Below are 20,889 nucleotides of genomic sequence, written 5' to 3' on the forward strand. Positions count from 1 at the left end.
AACGCGAGGATTCGGAGGATCGACAAAATCGCCTTCGTTTCAGAAATGGAAAAAATGCCCAGTGAGGCTCATAGAGTGTTCATGAAAACTCGCGGTAACTACGCGGAATTGGTCAAAATTGGGCGCAAATATGTCTGAAATGTGACGGGCCGAATATTTGGTGTTAGCTCATTGGCATAACCGTTTTGTGCCAAAAGGGGGTAAGGCACGTGTCCGAAGTAACAAGTATTTCTGTTTATCTGGATCAGCTGCCAGAAGTTGATCGAACCAACAATAAACAGGCGGTAAATGCGCGCCGTGGCGGGTTTTTGCACGGCACCAAGATCGCCACGACTGCCGGGTGGAAGCCGGTCGAACGGATCACGGTGGGTGATCTGGTTAGAACCCTCGATCACGGGTTCAAAGAAGTACGGCGCATCTCGATAAGCGTTGTGGTCATTCCAGCCGATGAACGCCGGGTCGAGTTCCTGCCGGTCCTCGTGCCTGCCCGCGCCGCGTATAACGGGCGACCTGTCTGGTTGATGCCCGAACAGGGCATGGCGCTAAACCTGTCCCGGATCAACGCCAAGGCCGATGGACCTTCGGTGGTGCCAGCGCGTTTGCTGAACGGCGCCGGTCACCTGACGTCACAGGCACCGGGGTCGTCTTTTGAAGTGTTTTCTTTGTTCTTTGATGATGATCAGGTGATTTTTGTCGAGGGCGGATTGCAGGCCTATTGCCCGTCCGGTCGCTTCAACATGCGCGGTGCAACCACCGGAACACGGTACGATGTCGCGGCCGAAGAGGTGGCCTCAGACCTGATCCACTCACTTATAAGCAAGGGCGATATGTCGGCTCTTGCCAACCCATTGGGTGCGCTGCCTGCACCCATTCCCCAGGAACCGATATTTCCGATCCGCCCGCCGTTTGGGGTCAGGCGACCGGGTCGACCGGGACGCCCAAGCGCGCCGGTTCTGTTCCTGCGGCCCGAATGGCAGATCTAACCAAACACTGACAAGAACGATGCGGGCGCATGGTGACATGCGCCCGCGTCATTGGATTAAGCGGCCTTTGCTTCGGGGTTGAAGCGACCGTAGAAGCTCTGACCGTTTTCTGCCATCTCGCGCAGCAGTGGCGGGCAGGCAAAGCGTTCACCGTATGTCTCGGCCAATTGATCACAACGCTCGGCCGCATAGGGTGTGCCGATGATGTCCAGCCAGCTGAACGGACCACCCGACCACGGGGCAAAGCCCCAGCCCAGAATTGCACCGACATCGCCCTCGCGGATGTCTTCCAGAACACCCTCTTCCAGTGCGCGGACGGCTTCCAGAACCTGAGCAAACATCAGACGTTCCTGCACTTCGATCAGGTCAGGCTGGTCATCGGCAAGCGGATACTTCTCTTGCAGGCCCTTCCAGTATTCGACGCGCTTGCCCTTCTCGTCATAGTCGAAGAATCCGGCATTTGCCTTGCGACCCAGACGGCCCTGTTCCTCCATCCAGAAGATCAGATCGTCCGAGGGGCTTTCCGGATAGGCATCGCCCATCGCCGCCTTTGTCGCGCGGGCGATCTTGGCACCCAGATCAATCGAGGTTTCGTCGGTCAGCTGGATCGGGCCGACCGGGAAACCCAATTGCCGCGCGGCGTTGTCGATCAAAATGGGGCTGACGCCTTCAGTGACCATGCGCGCACCTTCGTTAATGTATGGAATGATGCAGCGGTTTGCGTAGAAGAAACGCGCATCGTTGACCACGATCGGGGTCTTGCGGATCTGACGCACATAGTCCAGCGCCTTGGCCACTGCACGATCCCCGGTTTCCTTGCCCTTGATGATCTCGACCAGGAACATCTTTTCGACCGGTGAGAAGAAGTGAATGCCGATGAATTGGTCAGCCCGTACCGAGGCTTTGGCCAGATCGCTGATCGGCAAGGTTGAGGTATTCGACGCAAAGATACAGTCTTCGGGGATGATCGCCTCGACCTTCTTGGTCATCTCAGCCTTGACGCCCATGTCTTCAAAGACCGCTTCGATGATCAGGTCACACCCTTTCAGGTTGTCCAGATCCGGCGTCGCGGTGATGCGACCCAGCATGGCCTCTTTTTTCTCAGCCGTGACCTTGCCGCGCTTCATGCCTTTGTCCAGATAGGTCTCGGTATAGGCTTTGCCTTTGTCGGCAGCCTCCTGGTCGCGGTCGATCAGAACCACTTCCATACCGGCCTGCGCCGATACCAGAGCGATACCAGCCCCCATCATGCCCGCGCCCAGAACGCCGATCTTCTTGACTGACTGGTCCGGGACACCAGCGGGGCGCACGGCTCCTTTTTCCAGTGCTTCCTTGTTCAGGAACAGCGACCGGATCATCGCACCTGACGAAGGGTTCATCAGCACGGACGTGAACCAGCGCGCTTCGATTTTCAGCGCGGTGTCGAAATCCACCAGAGCGCCTTCGTAAACCGCGCTCAGCAGAGCCTTGGCTGCCGGGAAAGCCCCTTGGGTCTTGCCGTTGACCATCGCCGAGGCACCGACGAAGTTCATGAAGCCCGCCGGGTGGTAGGGCGCGCCGCCGGGCATCTTGTAGCCCTTGGCATCCCAAGGCTTGACGAGATCGCCTTCCTTGGCGTTCAGCACCCAATCTTTCGCGGCTGTAACCGGGTCAGCGGCAATCTCGTCGATGTAGCCCGCGCCTTTCGCCTTCTTGACGTCCAGCATCTTGCCTTCGAGCAGCAGGGGTGCGGCGGCAATCGCGCCCACCTTGCGGACCATCCGGGTGGTGCCACCCGCGCCGGGAAAGATGCCGACCATGATCTCTGGCAGGCCGTATTTGGCCTTGGGGTTTTCGGCGGCAAAGATGCGATGCGTGGACAGCGGCAGTTCCATCCCGATACCCGCAGCGGTGCCGGGCAGGGCGGTGGCAATCGGCTTGCCGCCTTTCTTTGTCTTGGGATCCATGCCCGCCAGCTCGATCTTACGGAGCAGCGCATGCATCTGCATCGTACCTTCGAACAGGCCCTTGGCGGGATCGTCACCGGCCTGTTCTTTCATCACGGCCAGCAGGTTCAGGTCCATGCCGCCAGCAAAGGACCCCTCCTTGCCGCTGGTGATGACGATGCCTTTAACCTCGTCATCGGCCAGCGCCTGATCGATGCAATCGCTCAATTCTGCCAGCCCGTCAAAGGACATCACGTTCATGGTCTTCCCGGGCACGTCCCAGGTGATCGTGGCGACGCCGTCTGCGTCTTTGCTCAGAGTGAAATCAGTCATTGTCATCTCCAATCTGGTCAGCCGTCAGCGGGCTGCCATCCTTGCGGGTGAAGGAAAATCCGTTCTCATCAACCTTCACCATCATGTCCATGTCGCTGTAATAGCCGGTCTCGGTCGGGGTCCGTGTGCCCACCACCAGAAAGGTCATGGGCGCATCGGTGTTGTTCACAAGGTGATGGCCGTTGGCCTCACCTGCGGGCCAGGCGGCGCAATCGCCGGGCTGCATCTCGTGCTCGCCATCATCATCGACCAGCGTGCACGAGCCGCTGAGGATGATGGCAAACTCGTCCTGCTTCATGTGGTAATGGCGCAGCGATGACAGGCCCTGCGGATCCAGCCGCACGATGTTGACCCCGTATTGGGTCAGCCCGCCCGCATCGCCCACGCGCTGCGCAAAGCGACCTGTGGTCGCTTCGGCCAGCTTGCCGGGATAGGCCGAGCCGCCCTGAAACGGGATCTTAGAGAGATCCAGCTTGGGCATCAGACACGCTCGATAATGGTTGCCGCACCCATGCCAGATGCAATGCAAAGCGTGGCCAGACCGGTTTCCTTGTCCTGACGCTCAAGTTCATCCAGCAGCGTGCCGATAATCATTGCACCCGTGGCACCCAGCGGGTGACCCATCGCGATCGAGCCACCGTTGACGTTGACCAGTGCGGGATCGACATCAAATGCCTGCTGGAACCGCAGCACGACCGAGGCGAAAGCTTCGTTCACTTCAAACAAGTCCAAATCGCTGATCTTCATGCCATTGTCGGCCAAAATCTTTTCAGTCACCGGAACCGGGCCAGTCAGCATGATGGTCGGATCAGTGCCAATCTTGGCGGTTGCTTTGATGCGGGCACGCGGCTTGAGGCCGTATTTCTCGCCAAATTCCTTGTTGCCGATCAGAACAGCAGCGGCTCCGTCCACGATGCCCGAGCTGTTGCCGGCGTGGTGGATGTGGTTCACGCGCTCAAGATGGGGGTATTTCAGCATCGCAACCTTGTCGAAGCCAGGCATCTGTTCGCCCATCATAGCGAATGACGGGTTAAGCGCACCGAGGCTCTGCATGTCAGTGCCGGGGCGCATGTATTCGTCGCGGTCAAGAATGGTCAGGCCGTTCTGATCCTTGACGGTGATCACGGATTTCTCGAACCGGTTGTCGGCCCAGGCTTCCGCAGCACGTCTTTGCGATTCAACCGCCAGCGCATCCGCGTCATCACGGGTAAAGCCATACTCGGTCGCGATGATGTCGGCCGAGATGCCCTGAGGCACGAAATAGGTCTCCATCGCCAGCGAGGGGTCAACAGCGATTGCTGCACCGTCGCTGCCCATGGCCACGCGACCCATCATCTCGACACCGCCCGCAATATAGGCATCGCCCGCGCCGCCTTTCACCTGGTTTGCGGCCAGGTTTACGGCCTCCATGCCCGAGGCGCAGAAACGGTTGATCGCGAGACCCGGGATCGACTGGTCGAGGTCGGATGCCAGAACGGCCGAGCGCGCAAGACAGCCGCCTTGCTCCATCACTTGCGTGACGTTTCCCCAGATCACGTCTTCGACGGCGTGACCTTCCAGGTTGTTGCGCTCTTTCATCGCGTTCAGGGTCAGGGCGGACAGGCGCACCGAGGTTACCTCGTGCAGGCTGCCATCCTTGCGGCCCTTGCCGCGCGGCGTGCGCAGGGCGTCATAGATATAGGCTTCGGTCATGGGTCTTCTCCTCAAGCTCGATCCGACGGGTTGCCGGGCATCAGGTCATAGGGGTGTTTCCAGCCGGGCTGTTCGGACAAGCGGGTCAGCCAGGCGTCGATATGGGGCCAGTCGGCACGGTCAAAGCCAAATGGTTCAGGGTAATACAGATAACCACAGCAGCTAAGGTCGGCGTTGGTCACACCATCACCAACGATCCAGTCGCGGCCGTCCAGGTGGTTGTTCAGGATCTCATAAGCTGCCTTCAAACGCCCTTTATTGAATGCAATGACATCAGGGTTGCGGTGCTGCTCGGGTAGGAAATTGATCAGGAACCGCGTCAAACCAGCCATGGAGCTGAGTTTGTGATTGTCCCACAAAACCCAACGCAGAATATCGTAGTCTTCTTCCCGGTCCTTGCCACCGAACTTGCCGGATTTCTCCGTGACATAGGCCTGAATCGCACCGGATTGGCTGGTGTGAAAATCTCCATCGACCAGAACTGGTGCTTCACCCAACTCGTTTACATCAGCACGATATTCCGGCGTGCGGGTCACACCTTTGAAGAAATCGACAAAGACCGGTTCCCACTCCAAACCGGACATTTCCAGAGCCAAAGCAGCCTTGTAGCTGTTTCCACTTTCTCCGAAGCAATGAAGTTTGATGGTCATGTGCTCGCCCCTCCCAAGGCGCATGTGGCTAGGCTGGATTTGAGTATTTTTGAAAAGATGAAGGGCAGTAGGTAACGTTTCATCAACCATCTTCGTATTCAGTGGTCATGCGGTACAGGCTGGAGAGCCGATGACCGCAAAAGGTGAAGTCGTTCCTGTCCTGATGGCGAGTGCGCCCGGTGGCAGGGACGCATCGCCGCTTCATCTTTTCACAAATACTCCCGCCGGAGGCGTCCGGCATTCAAGTTAGCGTCGCCGTTGAGTTTTCTTTGCAGCAACTCATCTTTTCCGTGCCTCAAGTTCGGAATTGAAGATGCGCAGGCGGTGGGTCAGGTTCTCCTCATCAATCACGCTGTTGAAATTCTCGAACAAGAAAGACAGCGCCTCGCCTTCGTCCAGACCAGCATCCCGCGCGAACGCTTTGAGCTTGCGATACCCATCTTCAGTCATCGCAACTGGGAAACGGCGGGTCAGGCGAAAACGTTTTGGCATTTGGTCTCCTTCGGTAAACTGGGTCCGGGGGGTGTTGCCCGGACCCAGACTGAGATCAGAAGTTCGCCGCGTCCAGTGCCATTACCGTGTCTGCGCCGGTCTGAATGCGCGCAAGATGCATCGCGGTCGCTGGCAGGCGACGCGCCATGTAGAAGCGGCCGGTGTTGATCTTGGTCTCGTAGAACTCCTTGTCCGACGCATCATTGTCCAGAGCGTCCTGCGCGGCCTTGGCCATCTGCGCCCACATCAGGCCCAGGCAAACATGGCCGAACATGTGCATGAAGTCATAAGAACCGGACAGTGCGTTATTCGGGTTCTTCATGCCTTCCTGCATGAAATACATGCCAGCGGCCTGAAGATCCTTGGATGCGGCTTTCAGCGGTTCGATGAACGCCTTGTCGTATGCTTCGTTCTGGCCCGCGTTTTCCTTGCAGAAGGTTTTGACCATCTCGAAGAACGCCATGACGTGCTTGCCGCCATCCTGCGCCAGCTTGCGACCCACAAGATCAAGCGCCTGAACGCCATTTGCACCTTCGTAGATCATCGCGATGCGGGCGTCGCGGGTATATTGCGACATGCCCCATTCTTCGATGTAGCCATGGCCACCATAGACCTGCTGCGCCTGAACGGTCATGTCGTAGCCTTCGTCGGTCAGGAAGCCTTTGATGACCGGGGTCAGCAGCGAGATCAGCCCGTCCGCATCCTTGTCTCCCGCGCGGTGCGCCTTGTCGATCATGGTCGCGCCCCAAAGGATGAACGCGCGCGCGCCTTCGGTAAAGCTTTTCTGATCCATCAGGTTGCGACGGATATCAGGATGCACGATCAGAGGATCGGCCGGACCATCCGGGTTCTTGACACCGGTCACATCGCGACCCTGCAAACGGTCCTTGGCGTATTCCAGAGCATTCTGATAGGCCGCTTCGGCTTGCGACAGGCCCTGCATGCCCACCCCCAGACGCGCTTCGTTCATCATGGTGAACATGGCGCGCATGCCCTTGTGCTCTTCGCCCAGCAGCCAGCCGGTGGCTTCGTCATAGTTCATGACGCAGGTCGAGTTGCCGTGGATGCCCATTTTCTCTTCGATCTTGCCGACCGATACGCCGTTGCGTTCGCCCAGACTGCCGTCTTCGTTCACAATGAACTTGGGCACAATGAACAGCGACACGCCTTTGATGCCCTCGGGGCCACCTGGGATCTTGGCCAGCACCAGGTGGATAATGTTGTTTGCCATGTCGTGGTCGCCAGCCGAGATAAAGATCTTCTGGCCTGATATCTTATAGCTGCCATCACCCTGCGGTTCTGCCTTGGTGCGCATCAGGCCCAGATCGGTCCCACAATGCGGTTCGGTCAGGTTCATGGTGCCGGTCCATTCACAGCTGACCATGTTGGGTAGGTATTTGTTCTTCTGCTCGTCTGTTCCGTGCGCCAGAATGGCCGAGGCTGCGCCATGGGTCAGGCCCTGGTACATGGTGAAAGCCTGGTTGGAGCCCGAGAACATCTCACCTACGGCTGTGCCGATCACGTAGGGCATGTTCTGGCCACCATACTCTTCCGGCATGTCGAGGCCAGTCCAGCCACCTTCCTTCATCTGCTCGAAGGCGTCTTTGAACCCGGTAGGGGTGTACACAATACCGTTTTCCAACCGGCACCCTTCGGTGTCGCCAACAACGTTCAAAGGATGCAGGACGTTGGCGGCAACCTTGCCTGCTTCTTCCAGAACTGCGCCGGTGAATTCGGCATCCAGTTCGTCATAGCCGGGGATGTCCGACTGTGAGACTTTCAGAACATCGTGCAGAATGAACTGCATGTCTTTGGTTGGCGCGTTGTAAACGGGCATGTGAAGCTCCCTTAATTCATATGTCCGGAAGGCAGGGCGAGGTTACTCGGCCGCCTTCTTTTCCTGTTTCATCGAGGCGATGACTTTCTCGCCCCAGCGCAACTGCTCTTTCAGATCGTCGATGGCCTGCGTCAGCTCTTCGCGGCGCGATTCCATGTCAGCCAGACGCTCGCACGCGATTTCATATGTGCGATTCATCTGGGTGACCTGTTGATCGCCCACATGGTAGAGATCCAGCAGCTGTCGAATTTCCTCGAGGCTGAACCCGAATCTTTTGCCGCGCAGGATCAGCTTGAGCCGCGCCCGGTCACGTTTGGTGAACAGACGTTTTTGGCCTTCGCGGATCGGGAACAGTAGTTCCTTTGCCTCATAGAACCGCAAGGTGCGTGGTGTGACATCATAGGTCTCGCACATCTCGCGGATGGTCATCACATCTTCGGTCATTCGTCATACTCTCGTCACTGGCGTCATGAGACATGAGTTGCGCAGTTGGTGGGTGCTTTACAACATGTGAGTGACGTTTACGTAATCCAGACGCTGCGTCACTTTGAAGTTGACGTAACATCCGTGCACGTAAGGGGCTTTCGGCGTAATTTTGTTACCGTTACGTCAACTGATTTCCGGCATGAAAAAACGGGTGCCTTGAAGGGGATGCGCATCGGTTTTGACAGGTTCTGCCACCTGCAATGCTTAGTTATGAAAAATCGGAAAAGGTTATTCCAGCGACTTGGCCGTTTGGTCGCGCAGGCTTTTGAGTTCGTCCATTGCCTCATCCAGCTGCTGGCGCTGCTGCTGAAGCTCACTCATCTGGCGGTCCGCCATTTCGACAAAGGTGGCCATCTGGGCCTCGTTTCCCTGATCTTCATAGATCAGTAGCCATTGGCGAATCTCTTCTAGAGGAAAACCAAACTTTCGGCCGCGCATGATCAGTTTCATCCGCGCGCATTCCCGGGCCCCATAAAAGCGCGAACGCCCTTCGCGGTCCGGTTGCAAAAGCTCGATATATTCGTAGTAGCGCAGGGTGCGCGGCGTCACGTCAAACTCGGCGCACATTTCTTTGAATGACAAACGGTTGTTGGACATTCCCGGTCTCCTCGTCAGCAACCTAGGCGGTCCCGATCCCAAGCGCAACAGGTAGGCTTGCTCTTTACCGGAACACCGGCTCATAAAGGCGGTGCAGAGAACAGGACGCATACTTATGGTCGATAAGACAGTTTTAGCCCGCCAGTTTATCGAGGCGATCCCCCATGCGCGGGCATTGAACCTTACGCTCACGCAGATCGGCGAGGGTGAGGCAGAGATAACTCTGCCCTACAACAAAGACCTGATCGGGGATCCGCGTACAGCGGTGATTCATGGGGGAGCGATATCCACGATTCTGGACACCTGTTGTGGCGCTGCGGTGATGAGCCACCCATCGGCCCCCGGAGGAACCGCAACAATCGATCTGCGGATAGACTATATGCGCGCGGCGACGCCAGGTCAGACGATTACTGCACATGCCGTCTGTCACCATATCACGCGAAACGTTGCCTTCGTGCGGGCCACCGCAATGGACAACGACACGGACCTGCCGGTGGCGACAGCCTCAGGGTCCTTTACGGTTGAAGGGAAGTAATATGCCAAGACCTCGTCCCGAGCCGATGCAGGTGGTCAAGCAGCGCCGCGATGCAGCCCTGCGTGCGCTTGTCGACGGCGTACCGTATATACGTTTCCTGAACATCAGTTTTGACAGGCGCGGGGATGAGCTGACCGGCGTTTTGAATTTCGATGACAAGTTGATCGGCAATCCGTTTCTGCCTGCAATTCATGGTGGTGTGACGGCTGCCTTTTTGGAAGTGACAGCCGTTATCACGCTGAGCTGGGAACACATGTTCCCAAGTATTGAAAGCGGAGAGATCGATGCAGAGGCCATCGTGTCAGACGAAAGCATCCGGTTTCCCAAGACGATCGACTTTACCGTTGACTATCTGCGTTCGGGCTTGCCGCGAGACGCCTATGCGCGGGCATTTATCAGCCGGTCGGGGCGGCGTTACGCCTCGGTACGGGTTGAAGCCTGGCAGGACAATCATGCGAAACTGTTTGCGCAGGCCTCCGGGCATTTCCTGATGCCGCAACCGCCTCGGGGCAAGAGCTGACCATGCAGGACGCCTCGGCGCCCATCACGCATCGACGGGTACTGAAGATCGCTGTGCCGATTGTCCTGTCGAACGCCACCGTTCCGATTCTGGGGGCAGTTGATACCGGCGTTGTCGGCCAGTTGGGGCAGGCTGCGCCTATTGGTGCGGTCGGGATCGGTGCAGTGATCCTGTCAACGATCTACTGGATCTTCGGTTTCTTGCGGATGGGAACCACCGGGATGGCGGCGCAGGCACGCGGGGCAGGCGACGCTGTTGAAACCCGGGCATTGCTGATGCGCGGCCTGATGCTTGGCGGCGCGGCCGGGCTGTTCTTTTTCCTCACGCAAGTGGCTGTGTTCGCCGGTGCATTCGCCCTTTCCCCGGCAAGTCCCGAGGTCGAAACGCTCGCCCGCGCCTATCTTGAGATTCGAATTTGGGGGGCGCCAGCAACTATCGCGCTTTATGCGGTTACCGGATGGTTGATTGCGGTTGAACGCACGCGTGGGGTTTTTGTTCTTCAGGTCTGGATGAACGGATTGAACATCGTTCTGGACCTGTGGTTTGTGCTTGGTCTTGGCTGGGGTGTCGAAGGGGTTGCCATTGCCACTTTGATTGCGGAATGGACAGGTCTGGCGCTGGGCCTTTGGCTGTGTCGGGATGGGTTCGAAGACGGAATCTGGCGCGACTGGGCCCGCATATTTGATGCCGCTCGGCTGCAACGGATGTTGCAGGTCAACGGCGATATCATGATCCGGTCGGTTTTGCTGACCGGATCCTTCACGACTTTTCTTTTCGTCGGTTCGGATCTCGGTGATGTCAATCTGGCGGCCAATCAGGTCTTGCTTCAGTTTCTAGAAGTCACAGCTTTCGCGCTGGACGGGTTCGCCTTTTCCGCCGAGGCTTTGGTCGGAAGCGCGGTGGGTGCCAGAGACAGGTATCAGGTGCGCCGTGCGTCTGTCATGACCTCGCAATGGGGTGTTGGGGGTGCCCTGTTACTGGGTGCGGTTTTCTTCGTCGCCGGACCGGCGTTGATCGACGTCATGTCGACCTCACCGCAGGTGCGTGAGGCGGGGCGTGAGTTTCTCGTATGGGCCGCGTTGGCACCCGTTATTGGCGTGGCAAGCTGGATGTTTGACGGAATCTACATAGGCGCTACCTGGACCCGGGCAATGCGCAGCGCGATGTTCCAATCGGTTGTGTTCTATCTGGTTGCGCTGTTTATTCTGGTGCCAAGCTTCGGAAATCACGGCCTGTGGGCCGCGTTGATGGTGCTTAATATCGCGCGCGGCGTGACTTTAGGATGGCGCTATCCCAAGCTCGAGGCGCAGGTGGCCTAGAGCAGCGTAAGAAGGTTTTCCGGTGGACGCCCGATGGCGGCTTTATCCCCCGCAATGGCAAGCGGACGCTCAATCAGGATCGGGTTTTCGGCCATGGCCCGGATCAGGGCGTCGTCTGGCGAAGCCTTTGTCAGCCCCAGTTCCTTGAACCGGGATTCTCCGGTACGCATCATCTCAACGGGCGAAAGCCCCAATGCGGATTGTGCCGCTCGCAGCTCATCGATTGATGGTGCATCCTCAAGATATTTGCGCACCGTGACCCGTGCGCCATTCTCTTCCAGCAACGCAAGACCGGCGCGGGACTTTGAACAGCGCGGGTTGTGCCAATATTCGATCATAGCCAGTCCTCTCGTTTGCTGCCGACGGCTTGGGCTACATTCTCAAAGCCGTCGCGGGCCAGCAGTTCATCCAGCCCGTTCGCAATGTCAGCCGCCAGAGAAATGCCGCCATACACCATCGCCGTATAGAACTGCACAGCAGATGCCCCGGCGCAAATCTTGGCATAGGCCTGTTCCGCATTGCTGATGCCACCCACGCCGATCAGGGGAATGTCACCTCCGGTCAACTGGCTGAGCCGTGCCAGAACACGTGTTGATTTCTCGAACAGCGGTGCGCCGGACAATCCGCCGGTTTCACCTTTGTGCGAACTGCGCAACCCGTCACGCGACAGGGTGGTGTTGGTGGCGATCACGGCATCCACACGGGTCTCGCGCGCAACATCGGCAATGTCCTGCAACTCGGCATCGGTCAGGTCCGGCGCGATTTTCAGGAAGATGGGCAGTGGGCGAGGCAGCGCATCACGGGTTTCAATCACACCGTTCAAAAGCGCGCTTAGCGCCGCCTTGCCCTGCAAATCCCGCAGCTTTTCCGTATTCGGGGATGACACGTTGACCGTGGCAAAATCCAGATGCGCGGCACAATGCGCCAGCACCTTTACGAAATCACCCGCGCGATCCTCGCTGTCCTTGTTGGCGCCCAGATTCAGGCCGATCACCGCATTTTGGGGGCGATCAGCAAGCCGTTTTTCCATCACCTCCATGCCTTCGTTGTTGAAGCCAAAACGGTTGATCGCCGCTTTGTCCTCGGTCAGGCGAAACAGGCGTGGTTTGGGGTTTCCCGGTTGCGGGCGCGGTGTGACGGCCCCGACTTCGATGAAACCGAACCCTGCGCGCGACAGCGGCGTCAGAACTTCACCGTTTTTGTCGAAGCCCGCGGCCAATCCTACCGGGTTAGGCAGGTCCAACCCGGCAAGGCTTGTTTTCAGGCGCGGCGTTGTCACCGGCCCCGGCGCAGGCGCAAGCCCCGCCTTCAAAGCCCTGATCGACATCCCGTGGGCGGTTTCGGGGTCCATGCAGTGCAGGGCTGCAAGCCCGAATTTCTCGGTCAGTTTCATCCGAACGCTTTCCTGCTTTCGCTTGATCCGCACCGGATCAGGCGCGAGGTCTCTACCGCAGCCTGCCGATGGACCACCGCCGCCCGGTAGGCCGGATCGGTCACCATTTCAAGAAACGCATATGCAGTCGGATAGCGTGCGATAAAGACGGCATCCCATACCTCATCAGCCGGTCCGATCAGTGTCGTTTCAAAGACACCCCGCCATAGGATGCTTGCCCCGATACGGCCAATGATTGGGGCGGTTTCAGTCCCGTATTTCTGATAGGCCTGCGCCCCGGTCAACCCTGCGCCCGCCAATTCATGTGATTTGGGATACTGCGCCTCGGCGCGGAACTTCACCAGATTGAGCATTTCGATCGGCTGGTCGCGGTCCAGGGCCTTGAACGCCTCGAACTGGCCGCGATCCGGATCGACATAAGATATCATGCCATGTCCTCGGGAAACTGATGTGCCGTGCCGACAAAAGGCAGGGGTCGCGCCCAGACAACGTCGCTTAACCTGATCTGACGATACAGATGTGGAAACAGGGCGTCTCCTCGCGACACTTCCCATTTCAGGTCATCGCCCATGGCATCGGCATCACAGGCCAACAGCGTAAGCCCTTCAACGCCCGCAAAATGCTTGGCAGCGGTTTCAGCAGCTTGTTCAGCGGTAGAAAAGTGAACAAACCCGTCTGACACGTCAATGGGTGCTCCGTCTGTGGCGCCCAGACTTTGCAGTTCAGCCCATTCGACGGCTCGGAAAATCTTGTAGATCAGCATGATGACCTGATGCCCCGCACAGCGCTTGGAATCAAGCTGGATTTCTCCTTTGACTCTCGGTCGACATAAGCGCACGATCCCCGGCAATAATAACAGGGAGTTCCAAGATGTTGACCCGATTTTTAACTTCGGTCGCGGTGGTGGGCCTGACGGCGGGTGCCGCAGCAGCCGATTACAAGCTGACAATTCTGCACACCAACGATTTCCATTCGCGCTTTGAGCCGATCAACAAATACGACAGCGGTTGCGGTGAGGAAGACAATGCAGAAGGCAAGTGCTTTGGCGGATCGGCGCGCCTAGTAACGGCAGTTGCCGACGCGCGCGCACGGGCAGAAAATTCGATTCTGGTGGATGGAGGTGACCAGTTCCAGGGGTCCCTTTTCTATACCTATTACAAGGGCAAGGTCGCAGCCGAGTTCATGAACAAGCTGGGCTATAATGCCATGACCGTCGGCAACCACGAGTTTGATGACGGCCCCGAAGTGTTGCGGGGGTTCATCGACTCGGTCGACTTCCCGGTCCTGATGTCCAACGCCGATATTCACGACGAAGAGCTTTTGACAGACAGGATCAAGAAATCGACCGTTATCGAAGTAGGCGGCGAGAAGATCGGCTTGATCGGCCTGACCCCAATCGACACGGATGAGCTTGCCTCGCCCGGCCCCAATGTCACGTTTTCGGACCCGGTGCCAGCTGTGCAGGCCGAAGTCGATAAACTGACAGGTGAGGGTGTCAACAAGATCATCGTTCTCAGCCATTCCGGCTATGGCGTCGATCAGCGTGTCGCACAAGAGACGACTGGTGTTGACGTGATCGTCGGCGGGCATTCGAACACGTATCTTTCGAATGTGTCGGATAAGGCGGCAGGTCCGTACCCAACAGTGGTAAACGGCGTACAGATCGTTCAGGCCTATGCTTATGGCAAGTTTCTGGGCGAATTGAACGTCACTTTCGATGACGATGGCAAAGTGATCGAGGCAGCTGGCGAGCCTTTGATCATGGACAACGCAGTGACCGAAGATCAGGCCGCGCTGGACAGGATCGCGGAACTGGCGGTGCCTTTGGATGAAATCCGCAACAAGGTTGTTGCAAGCGCTGCAGAAGCCATTGAAGGGGATCGTTCAATTTGCCGCGTGCAGGAATGCCAGATGGGTAACCTGGTTGCGGATGCGATGCTGGCGCGTGTGGCGGATCAGGGCGTTCAGATTGCCATTGCTAACTCGGGTGGGTTGCGGGCTTCTATCGATCCCGGTGATGTTACCATGGGCGAGGTTCTGACGGTGTTGCCTTTCCAGAATACACTGTCGACCTTTGAAATCAGCGGACAGGGTGTCATTGACGCACTCGAAAATGGCGTAAGTCAGGTGGAAGAAGTGAAAGGCCGATTCCCGCAGGTCGCCGGTCTTAGCTTTACCTGGGACCCAAGCGTGGCACCGAACGAGGGGCGCGTCAGCGAGGTGATGATTGCCGAGGGTGACGGTTTTATTCCGATCGACCCGAACAAGACCTACCTGGTCGTCACCAACAACTACGTCCGCAACGGTGGTGACGGGTACAAGATGTTCGAAGGCGATGACAAGAACGCCTATGACTTCGGCCCGGACCTTGCGGATGTCACCGCGGAATACCTGGCGGAAAATGCGCCCTATCAGCCCTATGTAGACGGGCGTATCAAACAGAAGTAACTTGGTTTACGACAAAGACAAAAGCCGCATCCCTGTGATGCGGCTTTTTTGTTTGGGAACGGATCAGCTGAAATCATATTCCGGCCAGAGTTTCGGATCGAACCCGTCCAGCATCGGTTTGATGTGCTCAGCAACCCCGCGCCAGCCGCCGATAGACTTGGTCGAGATCTTGTTGCGCACCTGATCGATGCTTGCCGTACGTACCTGTTTGGTGTTTTTCTCGGGGTGCATCATCGTTTCGGTCCACTCCAAATCGCAGAACGCAGCGACCTGCTGGCTGTAGGTTTTCGGGTCGGCCACCAGTTCTTCGTAAGGTACCGTCAGAATACGATTTCCGAACACGGTATCCCAATGCGCCATATAACGACGATACATATTTGCCGAATGGGCGATGGCTTGCATATTCGAGGCATAGCGCATTCCGCCCGCAGGAAAACATCTGATCCATTTGGACAATCCAACATCACGCGGATCGCGCAGCATGTTGATAATCTTTGCCTTTGGGAAGGCAGACAGCAGGAATCCAATACGTTGATAATTGTGCGGCATCTTGTCGACAAAGGCGACAGAGTCGCCCGGAATGGGCGGCATCAATTCGAGGAATTCCCGCGCAAGCTCGGACGCTTTGGCAGCGTCATACTTCTGGCCTTTTTTCTCATACTCACGCGACAGATCGGCCCCCAAAGTCAGTTCGCCGCAACCGGAAATTCCGGGGGCTGAACTCAGCATCATTTCCATCAATGTCGTGCCCGAGCGAGGTTGACCCAGTACAAAGATCGGTGCTGGCCCCTCGGCAAAGCCGGACTCTGGTGCATCGGAATCGACAGGGAACAAGCTGGTGATCCGGAACAGTTTTTCCTCTTCATCCTCCGGGACATAGGGGTTGCCTTGGTGCTGAATTTCATTGGCCCGTGCATAATGCGGCATGGCGGCATTCAACCCGTCTAACTTTGAAATCAAATGCGCCTTGGCGAACTGGAGTTCCAGCTTATCATCTCCCTTTTCGGAGATGGCTTTATTAACGGCTTCCAGCAGCTCCGGAGCTTCTTCTGTGGTTGCAATTGCCGATAATTGCAGCAAAGCCGACATATGCTCGGGTTCGTTTTGAAGAACGCGCCTCAGTATTGCCTTGGACTCGTTCTTTTCACCCGTTTGGTGAAGGTTTACAGACTTAATAAGGGCAATCTTTGTGTTCTCGGGGTCCAACTCGTAGGCGCGGGCGACATCCCGCGAGTTTTCATCGTCAAAGCCGATATTGGCGTAAGCTCTGGCACGTTTTGCAAGAAGGTCCACATTGTCTGGATCGCTCTCCAGCTTCTTGCTCGCATGTTCGATCATCATGCGCCAATTGGTGCCTTTGAGGTGAATTTCATCCAGCACGCGGTTCAATTCCTGGTTGTTGGGGAATTGCTCCAGCTTTTGTTCGGTATAGTCCAGGGCTTTGGAAATTTGCCCGGTCTGCATCAATGCATTCGCCAGGTTTTCGACAAACTGCAGGTCGTCCGGTTTCATCCGCGAGGCTTCAACAAAATGCGGAATAGATTTCTTGTATTGCTTCATCTCGGTCAAAACAAAGCCGGCGATGGCATGATAATCCGAGTCTTTTGGGAATTTCTTGACACCCAGCTGGGCCTTTTTCAAAGCTTGCGGCAGCTTGCCTGCTTCCAGAAGCGCCAGTGCTTTGCTCTTGAGGGATTGCGTTGTCTGGTATTCCATGTGACCCCGTGAGATCCTGTGCCTGTATCAAGAATGTATCGGTGGTTCATTACCCATGTGCGGACGGTTTGCAATAACTCTTCCCAACGACGCAATGGCGCAGCTGTTTTCAGCGCGCCCGGCAAATGCGCTACCTGTGGTGCCGAATTTCAATGTTTGTCCGACAAATCAGGTACATGTCGTGCGTAGCGGCGAAACAGGCCGCCATCTGGATGCGCTGCGCTGGGGATTTCTGCCACATTGGTACAAGACCGAAACGGCGGGGCCGTTACTGATCAACGCCCGGGCCGAGACCCTGGCGGACAAGCCCGCCTTTCGCGATGCCTGCCGGACGCGCCGCTGCCTGATCATAGCGACTGGGTTCTATGAATGGACAAAAACCAAACAGGGAACGCGCCTGCCTTGGTATATCCACCGTCAGGACAAAGCTCCCATTGCCTTTGCCGGGGTCTGGCAGGACTGGGGCCCTGAAAGCGAACGGCAGGGCACCTGTGCTATCGTGACGACGGCTGCCAACAAATGGCTTGAGGTCATCCATCAGCGAATGCCCTTGATCGTAGAACCCAATGACTGGCCATTGTGGTTGGGTGAAGCCGGAAAAGGGGCCGCGCGGCTGATGCAGCCGGGGAACGAGGATGTGTTGACCTTCCACCGGGTCGGGCCTGCGGTGAACTCGAACCGGGCCAGCGGGCCAGAGCTGGTCGAACCTTGTGACGCGTGACCTTTTCTTTGGAAACGCGGCAAGCTAGACCTTCGGCATGGCTCTGAAATTTCCTGACCTGACCCAACTTTACGCGCACAGGTATGATACCGTGATCGACGTTCGCAGCCCTGCCGAGTTTGCCGAAGATCATCTGCCGGGTGCAATAAACCTGCCTGTGCTGAACAACGAGGAACGCGCCCGGGTCGGAACCATTTATGTACAGGACAGCCCCTTTCTGGCGCGCAAGCTGGGTGCTGCTATGGTATTCCGCAATGCAGCCAATCACATCGAACACCACCTCAGCCATCATGACGGAGCGTGGCGCCCCTTGGTCTATTGCTGGCGCGGTGGACAGCGTTCCGGATCATTCACATGGATGTTGCAGCAAATTGGCTGGCGCGCCGAAGTGGTAGACGGCGGCTATCGTACCTACCGTCGATTGGTGAACGCTTATTTGTACGATGATCCCTTGCCACATCGGCTGATCGCACTGGATGGCTACACGGGCACCGCAAAGACCGATCTTTTGGCTCTGTTGCACGCACGAGGCGTACAGATTCTGGACCTTGAAGCGCTGGCCAACCATCGCGGGTCCTTGCTGGGCGAAAGGCCAGGGGGGCAGCCCAGTCAGAAGGGGTTTGAATCTGCCCTGTCCGCTGCGCTGTGTTCAATGGATCCGGCGCGTTCAGTCGTGGTCGAAGCGGAATCATCCAAAATTGGCAGCTTGATCCTGCCGCCCAGCCTTTGGAACGCGTTGTGCAAGGCTCCGCGTGTGAACATTACGGCTTCAATTGAAGCCCGTTCTGCCTACTTGGTTCGGGCTTATGACGACATTCTGTCTGACAGTGACCGATTGCGGGACCGGTTATCACCGCTGCGGTTCCATCGCGGGCATGAGGTCGTGGACGGATGGCTGCGATTGATTGATGCGGGTCAAAAACAGGCGCTGACACGGGCCTTGATGGAACAGCATTATGATCCCGCATACACCAAATCCCGGCAATCCCGCCCGGTGCAGGTATTGGCCAGTTTTGATGTGGAAACTTTGGACAACACGGGGCTGAGCAACGCGGCCGCGCAAATTGAAAGCCTTCTGGATCAGCTTTGAAGGCGCAAACCCGGTGTGTCGGTCAGCTGGCCAATGATCATTGCCGTATATCCCGCGTCCAGAAGATCTTGCAGAAGGGTTTCGGCGTCCTTCGCATTCACGGCGGCCAGCAAACCCCCGGCTGTTTGCGGGTCAAAAAGCAGCGCCGCCTTGCCCCCGGACGGAAGATCGGGCGCAATCGCGTTGTTGTCGGCAAAAATCGTTGACCGGACCCCCTGATCCGTCAGCGCAAGCGCGCCGTCCATCACCTTTACCGCGTCCAGTTCAAGCGTAGCGCCGCAATGCGATGCGTCGCAGATGCCTTGCAGATGCCCGGCCAGACCAAACCCGGTCACGTCGGTCATCGCATGGGCGTTGGCCAAAATGCGGGCTGCATCGCCCTGGGGCTGTGTCATATGTTTGTAGGCTGCCGCGACCCAGGCCCCTTCGGCAAGACCGGCCATTTCCGCCGCCATCAGAACACCGCTTCCCAAGGGCTTGGTCAGGATCAGGCGATCCCCCGGCTGACCACCCGCCAATGTAATCGGGGTAGACTTGCACAGGCCAGTCAGCGTGAAACCGACAGTCATCTCATCGCCCATTGAGCTGTGCCCGCCCACGATTTCCGCGCCCGCAGCCCGCATGACGTCACTCGCGACCGACATGATTTCGGACATTGTGCGGCTTTGCAGGGCGGCAGACATGCGCGGCAGGATGATTGTTGCCGTGGCCGCCTGAGGTGCGGCCCCCATGGCCCAGATATCCCCCAGAGCGTGAACGGCAGCGATCCGCGTCATAAGTGCGGGATCGTTGGTGAAAGCCCGCAGGTGGTCGGACGTCATGACTTGCTGCGCCCCGCCTGTTTGCAAAAGCGCGGCATCGTCGCCGGGTAGGGCGGTGATGTCGGTACGAGTAAGGGCGGGGAGGGATATCAGGGCGAGTTGCAATGCGTCGCGCCCGACCTTTGCTCCACATCCGCCGCACATGGGCTTTTCACCCAAAACCTCATCAAGCCCGGCTGCCCGGTCGCGTGGCAGGGCGGGCGGTGTCATTTGCGGCAGGTCGCGAAACTTGTTCATAAAGGTCTGGTCGATATGGTTCTTCCATGTCCACATCAACGGGCCGCTGAACGATGTTCCCAAACGCTCGGCCAGTGCTGACTTGCCACCCAGTGAGATCAGTTTGAGATAATCTTTTTGCGGTGTGTATTTTCGCATCTGTCCCGCGCCGAGCGCTGCGCGAAGATTATCGTACAAAACCGGCGCTTCGCGCACCGCATAGACACCAGCCTTCGGTCTGGGGTTGTCCGTAAGATGGGCGCAATCCCCGGCGGCAAACACAGCCGGATCACTGGATTGCAGGTAGCCGTTCACTCGGATGTGTCCGTCCTGAAGGTCAAGCCCTGTGTTTGCGATCCAGTCATAGGCGCGGGCTCCGGCGGCACCGGTCACGAAACCAGCCGGAATTGTGCGCCCGTCCTGTAGTTCCACGTGATCCTGCCCGATCCGGGTGATCACCGCGTTTTCAATCACCTCCACACCAAGGTCATGCATTGCAATCCGGATTGTTGCCGCCGCCTTGGGTTTGGTTGCAGTCAGGGCCGAGGCCCTATCGATCAGGGTAATCTGTGCCGCCCGCCCCCTGGCCTTCAACGCATGTGCCATCGCCATGACCAGTTCGACGCCCGCGACGCCGCCACCGATCACAGCGACCGAGGCCGGGCCTTGACCCTTTAGATACTCGGCCCATTTCGCAGCAAAAGGTCCCAGCGGCTTGGCTGGCACTGCATGTTCCGCAAAGCCTGGCAAGGCGGGCATGTCCGACGTGATCCCTACATTGACCGAAGCCACGTCGAAGCCTACCGGAGGATGCCCGAGGACATGCACTTCGTGTGTTTCGGTATCGATGCCATTGACCGTGCCCAAGATCACCCGCGCACCTGCGAAACGGGCCAGTCTGACAAGATCGATATCCAGCTCCCACCGGTCGTAATGTCCGGCGACATATCCGGGCAACATCCCGGAATAGGGAGCGGTGGGGCCGGGGTTGATCACGGTTACCCGCGCGCCGGGCAAAGGGCTCATTCCCCATTTGCGCAGCAGCAGAGCATGGGTGTGGCCGCCGCCAATTAAAACCAGATCACGGGTCAGGGGCAGCGGAGATGTGTGCATTT

The 20,889-nt window shown here is 57.7% G+C and carries 21 protein-coding genes; 7 read left to right on the forward strand and 14 right to left on the reverse strand.

Annotated features, from left to right (window positions below; translation table 11 throughout):
- Positions 1-209 precede the first annotated feature (209 nt).
- Entirely contained in the window at positions 210-983 is a 774-nt protein-coding gene (locus ACR0J7_RS16920) for a Hint domain-containing protein (RefSeq protein ID WP_348540305.1), read from the forward strand.
- A 56-nt stretch (positions 984-1,039) separates the two neighbouring features.
- Here ACR0J7_RS16920 and ACR0J7_RS16925 read toward each other — a convergent pair whose 3' ends face one another.
- The 8 genes from ACR0J7_RS16925 to ACR0J7_RS16960 all read right to left on the reverse strand — a co-directional run bounded on the left by ACR0J7_RS16925 (position 1,040) and on the right by ACR0J7_RS16960 (position 8,995).
- The gene (locus ACR0J7_RS16925; RefSeq protein WP_480915043.1) at positions 1,040-3,241 is read right to left on the reverse strand and encodes a 3-hydroxyacyl-CoA dehydrogenase NAD-binding domain-containing protein; all 2,202 of its coding nucleotides are present in this window, start codon (positions 3,239-3,241) and stop codon (positions 1,040-1,042) included.
- Positions 3,234-3,722 carry a cupin domain-containing protein gene (locus tag ACR0J7_RS16930; protein ID WP_480546468.1) on the reverse strand — a complete coding sequence of 163 codons (489 nt, stop codon included), beginning with the start codon at positions 3,720-3,722 and terminating at the stop codon, positions 3,234-3,236. Before ACR0J7_RS16930 ends, ACR0J7_RS16925 begins: the two co-directional genes overlap by 8 nt.
- A complete protein-coding gene (locus ACR0J7_RS16935) occupies positions 3,722-4,933 on the reverse strand; it encodes an acetyl-CoA C-acetyltransferase (RefSeq protein WP_267364658.1) in 1,212 nt (403 codons plus the stop codon). The genes ACR0J7_RS16930 and ACR0J7_RS16935 overlap by 1 nt, the downstream gene beginning before the upstream one ends.
- Positions 4,934-4,944: 11 nt before the next feature.
- Entirely contained in the window at positions 4,945-5,583 is a 639-nt protein-coding gene (locus ACR0J7_RS16940; protein WP_480484256.1) for a glutathione S-transferase family protein, read from the reverse strand.
- Between the two features lie 279 nt (positions 5,584-5,862).
- Positions 5,863-6,075 (reverse strand): hypothetical protein, encoded by a 213-nt coding sequence (locus tag ACR0J7_RS16945; RefSeq protein WP_209503252.1) that lies wholly within the window; start codon positions 6,073-6,075, stop codon positions 5,863-5,865.
- Between the two features lie 55 nt (positions 6,076-6,130).
- Positions 6,131-7,912 carry an acyl-CoA dehydrogenase C-terminal domain-containing protein gene (locus ACR0J7_RS16950; protein WP_480915045.1) on the reverse strand — a complete coding sequence of 594 codons (1,782 nt, stop codon included), beginning with the start codon at positions 7,910-7,912 and terminating at the stop codon, positions 6,131-6,133.
- 42 nt (positions 7,913-7,954) lie between these two features.
- Entirely contained in the window at positions 7,955-8,356 is a 402-nt protein-coding gene (locus ACR0J7_RS16955; RefSeq protein WP_209503256.1) for a MerR family transcriptional regulator, read from the reverse strand.
- Between the two features lie 270 nt (positions 8,357-8,626).
- A complete protein-coding gene (locus ACR0J7_RS16960; RefSeq protein WP_267364662.1) occupies positions 8,627-8,995 on the reverse strand; it encodes a MerR family transcriptional regulator in 369 nt (122 codons plus the stop codon).
- A gap of 115 nt (positions 8,996-9,110) precedes the next feature.
- Here ACR0J7_RS16960 and ACR0J7_RS16965 point away from each other — a divergent pair, with 115 nt between their 5' ends.
- Genes ACR0J7_RS16965 through ACR0J7_RS16975 form a run of 3 tightly spaced genes read left to right on the forward strand, consistent with a single transcriptional unit; the run spans position 9,111 to position 11,369 of the window.
- Positions 9,111-9,530, forward strand: a complete 420-nt coding sequence (locus ACR0J7_RS16965) for a PaaI family thioesterase (RefSeq protein ID WP_480546472.1) — start codon at positions 9,111-9,113, stop codon at positions 9,528-9,530.
- A 1-nt stretch (position 9,531) separates the two neighbouring features.
- Positions 9,532-10,050 carry a PaaI family thioesterase gene (locus tag ACR0J7_RS16970; protein WP_267364663.1) on the forward strand — a complete coding sequence of 173 codons (519 nt, stop codon included), beginning with the start codon at positions 9,532-9,534 and terminating at the stop codon, positions 10,048-10,050.
- Between the two features lie 2 nt (positions 10,051-10,052).
- Positions 10,053-11,369 carry an MATE family efflux transporter gene (locus ACR0J7_RS16975; protein ID WP_480898040.1) on the forward strand — a complete coding sequence of 439 codons (1,317 nt, stop codon included), beginning with the start codon at positions 10,053-10,055 and terminating at the stop codon, positions 11,367-11,369.
- On the opposite strand, the gene arsC is transcribed toward ACR0J7_RS16975, so the two are convergent.
- The 4 genes from arsC to ACR0J7_RS16995 are packed head-to-tail and all read right to left on the reverse strand — an operon-like array spanning position 11,366 to position 13,525.
- A complete protein-coding gene (gene arsC / locus ACR0J7_RS16980; RefSeq protein WP_480869641.1) occupies positions 11,366-11,707 on the reverse strand; it encodes an arsenate reductase (glutaredoxin) in 342 nt (113 codons plus the stop codon). The two genes, ACR0J7_RS16975 and arsC, sit on opposite strands and share 4 nt — an antisense overlap.
- Positions 11,704-12,762 carry a quinone-dependent dihydroorotate dehydrogenase gene (locus ACR0J7_RS16985; protein WP_480538202.1) on the reverse strand — a complete coding sequence of 353 codons (1,059 nt, stop codon included), beginning with the start codon at positions 12,760-12,762 and terminating at the stop codon, positions 11,704-11,706. The genes arsC and ACR0J7_RS16985 overlap by 4 nt, the downstream gene beginning before the upstream one ends.
- Complete coding sequence (locus ACR0J7_RS16990) at positions 12,759-13,190, reverse strand: DUF1330 domain-containing protein (RefSeq protein ID WP_480538200.1); 432 nt, start codon at positions 13,188-13,190, stop codon at positions 12,759-12,761. Before ACR0J7_RS16990 ends, ACR0J7_RS16985 begins: the two co-directional genes overlap by 4 nt.
- The gene (locus ACR0J7_RS16995) at positions 13,187-13,525 is read right to left on the reverse strand and encodes a DUF952 domain-containing protein (protein WP_209503272.1); all 339 of its coding nucleotides are present in this window, start codon (positions 13,523-13,525) and stop codon (positions 13,187-13,189) included. Before ACR0J7_RS16995 ends, ACR0J7_RS16990 begins: the two co-directional genes overlap by 4 nt.
- Positions 13,526-13,632: 107 nt before the next feature.
- Here ACR0J7_RS16995 and ACR0J7_RS17000 point away from each other — a divergent pair, with 107 nt between their 5' ends.
- Complete coding sequence (locus ACR0J7_RS17000) at positions 13,633-15,210, forward strand: bifunctional metallophosphatase/5'-nucleotidase (RefSeq protein WP_480484248.1); 1,578 nt, start codon at positions 13,633-13,635, stop codon at positions 15,208-15,210.
- Between the two features lie 63 nt (positions 15,211-15,273).
- Here the strand turns inward: ACR0J7_RS17000 and ACR0J7_RS17005 are convergent, their stop codons facing one another.
- Positions 15,274-16,926, reverse strand: a complete 1,653-nt coding sequence (locus ACR0J7_RS17005; protein WP_480915048.1) for a tetratricopeptide repeat-containing sulfotransferase family protein — start codon at positions 16,924-16,926, stop codon at positions 15,274-15,276.
- A gap of 55 nt (positions 16,927-16,981) precedes the next feature.
- Between ACR0J7_RS17005 and ACR0J7_RS17010 the strand changes: the two genes are divergently transcribed.
- The gene (locus tag ACR0J7_RS17010; protein WP_480915050.1) at positions 16,982-17,647 is read left to right on the forward strand and encodes an SOS response-associated peptidase; all 666 of its coding nucleotides are present in this window, start codon (positions 16,982-16,984) and stop codon (positions 17,645-17,647) included.
- 37 nt (positions 17,648-17,684) lie between these two features.
- Positions 17,685-18,737, forward strand: a complete 1,053-nt coding sequence (gene mnmH, locus ACR0J7_RS17015; protein ID WP_480558294.1) for a tRNA 2-selenouridine(34) synthase MnmH — start codon at positions 17,685-17,687, stop codon at positions 18,735-18,737.
- On the opposite strand, the gene selD is transcribed toward mnmH, so the two are convergent.
- On the reverse strand, positions 18,728-20,887 hold the full coding sequence (gene selD / locus ACR0J7_RS17020) for a selenide, water dikinase SelD (RefSeq protein WP_480915052.1): 2,160 nt from the start codon (positions 20,885-20,887) through the stop codon (positions 18,728-18,730). The two genes, mnmH and selD, sit on opposite strands and share 10 nt — an antisense overlap.
- Positions 20,888-20,889 lie beyond the last annotated feature (2 nt).

The sequence above is a fragment of the Ruegeria sp. O4 genome, from assembly GCF_056535125.1.

Bases quoted from the DNA above. Each gene is read 5' to 3' on its own strand.
- ACR0J7_RS16925 (WP_480915043.1), bottom strand. From the start codon at position 3,241: ATGACTGATTTCACTCTGAGCAAAGACGCAGACGGCGTCGCCACGATC.
- ACR0J7_RS16930 (WP_480546468.1), bottom strand. From the start codon at position 3,722: ATGCCCAAGCTGGATCTCTCTAAGATCCCGTTTCAGGGCGGCTCGGCC.
- ACR0J7_RS16935 (WP_267364658.1), bottom strand. From the start codon at position 4,933: ATGACCGAAGCCTATATCTATGACGCCCTGCGCACGCCGCGCGGCAAG.
- ACR0J7_RS16940 (WP_480484256.1), bottom strand. From the start codon at position 5,583: ATGACCATCAAACTTCATTGCTTCGGAGAAAGTGGAAACAGCTACAAG.
- ACR0J7_RS16945 (WP_209503252.1), bottom strand. From the start codon at position 6,075: ATGCCAAAACGTTTTCGCCTGACCCGCCGTTTCCCAGTTGCGATGACT.
- ACR0J7_RS16950 (WP_480915045.1), bottom strand. From the start codon at position 7,912: ATGCCCGTTTACAACGCGCCAACCAAAGACATGCAGTTCATTCTGCAC.
- ACR0J7_RS16955 (WP_209503256.1), bottom strand. From the start codon at position 8,356: ATGACCGAAGATGTGATGACCATCCGCGAGATGTGCGAGACCTATGAT.
- ACR0J7_RS16960 (WP_267364662.1), bottom strand. From the start codon at position 8,995: ATGTCCAACAACCGTTTGTCATTCAAAGAAATGTGCGCCGAGTTTGAC.
- ACR0J7_RS16965 (WP_480546472.1), top strand. From the start codon at position 9,111: ATGGTCGATAAGACAGTTTTAGCCCGCCAGTTTATCGAGGCGATCCCC.
- ACR0J7_RS16970 (WP_267364663.1), top strand. From the start codon at position 9,532: ATGCCAAGACCTCGTCCCGAGCCGATGCAGGTGGTCAAGCAGCGCCGC.
- ACR0J7_RS16975 (WP_480898040.1), top strand. From the start codon at position 10,053: ATGCAGGACGCCTCGGCGCCCATCACGCATCGACGGGTACTGAAGATC.
- arsC (WP_480869641.1), bottom strand. From the start codon at position 11,707: ATGATCGAATATTGGCACAACCCGCGCTGTTCAAAGTCCCGCGCCGGT.
- ACR0J7_RS16985 (WP_480538202.1), bottom strand. From the start codon at position 12,762: ATGAAACTGACCGAGAAATTCGGGCTTGCAGCCCTGCACTGCATGGAC.
- ACR0J7_RS16990 (WP_480538200.1), bottom strand. From the start codon at position 13,190: ATGATATCTTATGTCGATCCGGATCGCGGCCAGTTCGAGGCGTTCAAG.
- ACR0J7_RS16995 (WP_209503272.1), bottom strand. From the start codon at position 13,525: ATGCTGATCTACAAGATTTTCCGAGCCGTCGAATGGGCTGAACTGCAA.
- ACR0J7_RS17000 (WP_480484248.1), top strand. From the start codon at position 13,633: ATGTTGACCCGATTTTTAACTTCGGTCGCGGTGGTGGGCCTGACGGCG.
- ACR0J7_RS17005 (WP_480915048.1), bottom strand. From the start codon at position 16,926: ATGGAATACCAGACAACGCAATCCCTCAAGAGCAAAGCACTGGCGCTT.
- ACR0J7_RS17010 (WP_480915050.1), top strand. From the start codon at position 16,982: ATGTGCGGACGGTTTGCAATAACTCTTCCCAACGACGCAATGGCGCAG.
- mnmH (WP_480558294.1), top strand. From the start codon at position 17,685: ATGGCTCTGAAATTTCCTGACCTGACCCAACTTTACGCGCACAGGTAT.
- selD (WP_480915052.1), bottom strand. From the start codon at position 20,887: ATGCACACATCTCCGCTGCCCCTGACCCGTGATCTGGTTTTAATTGGC.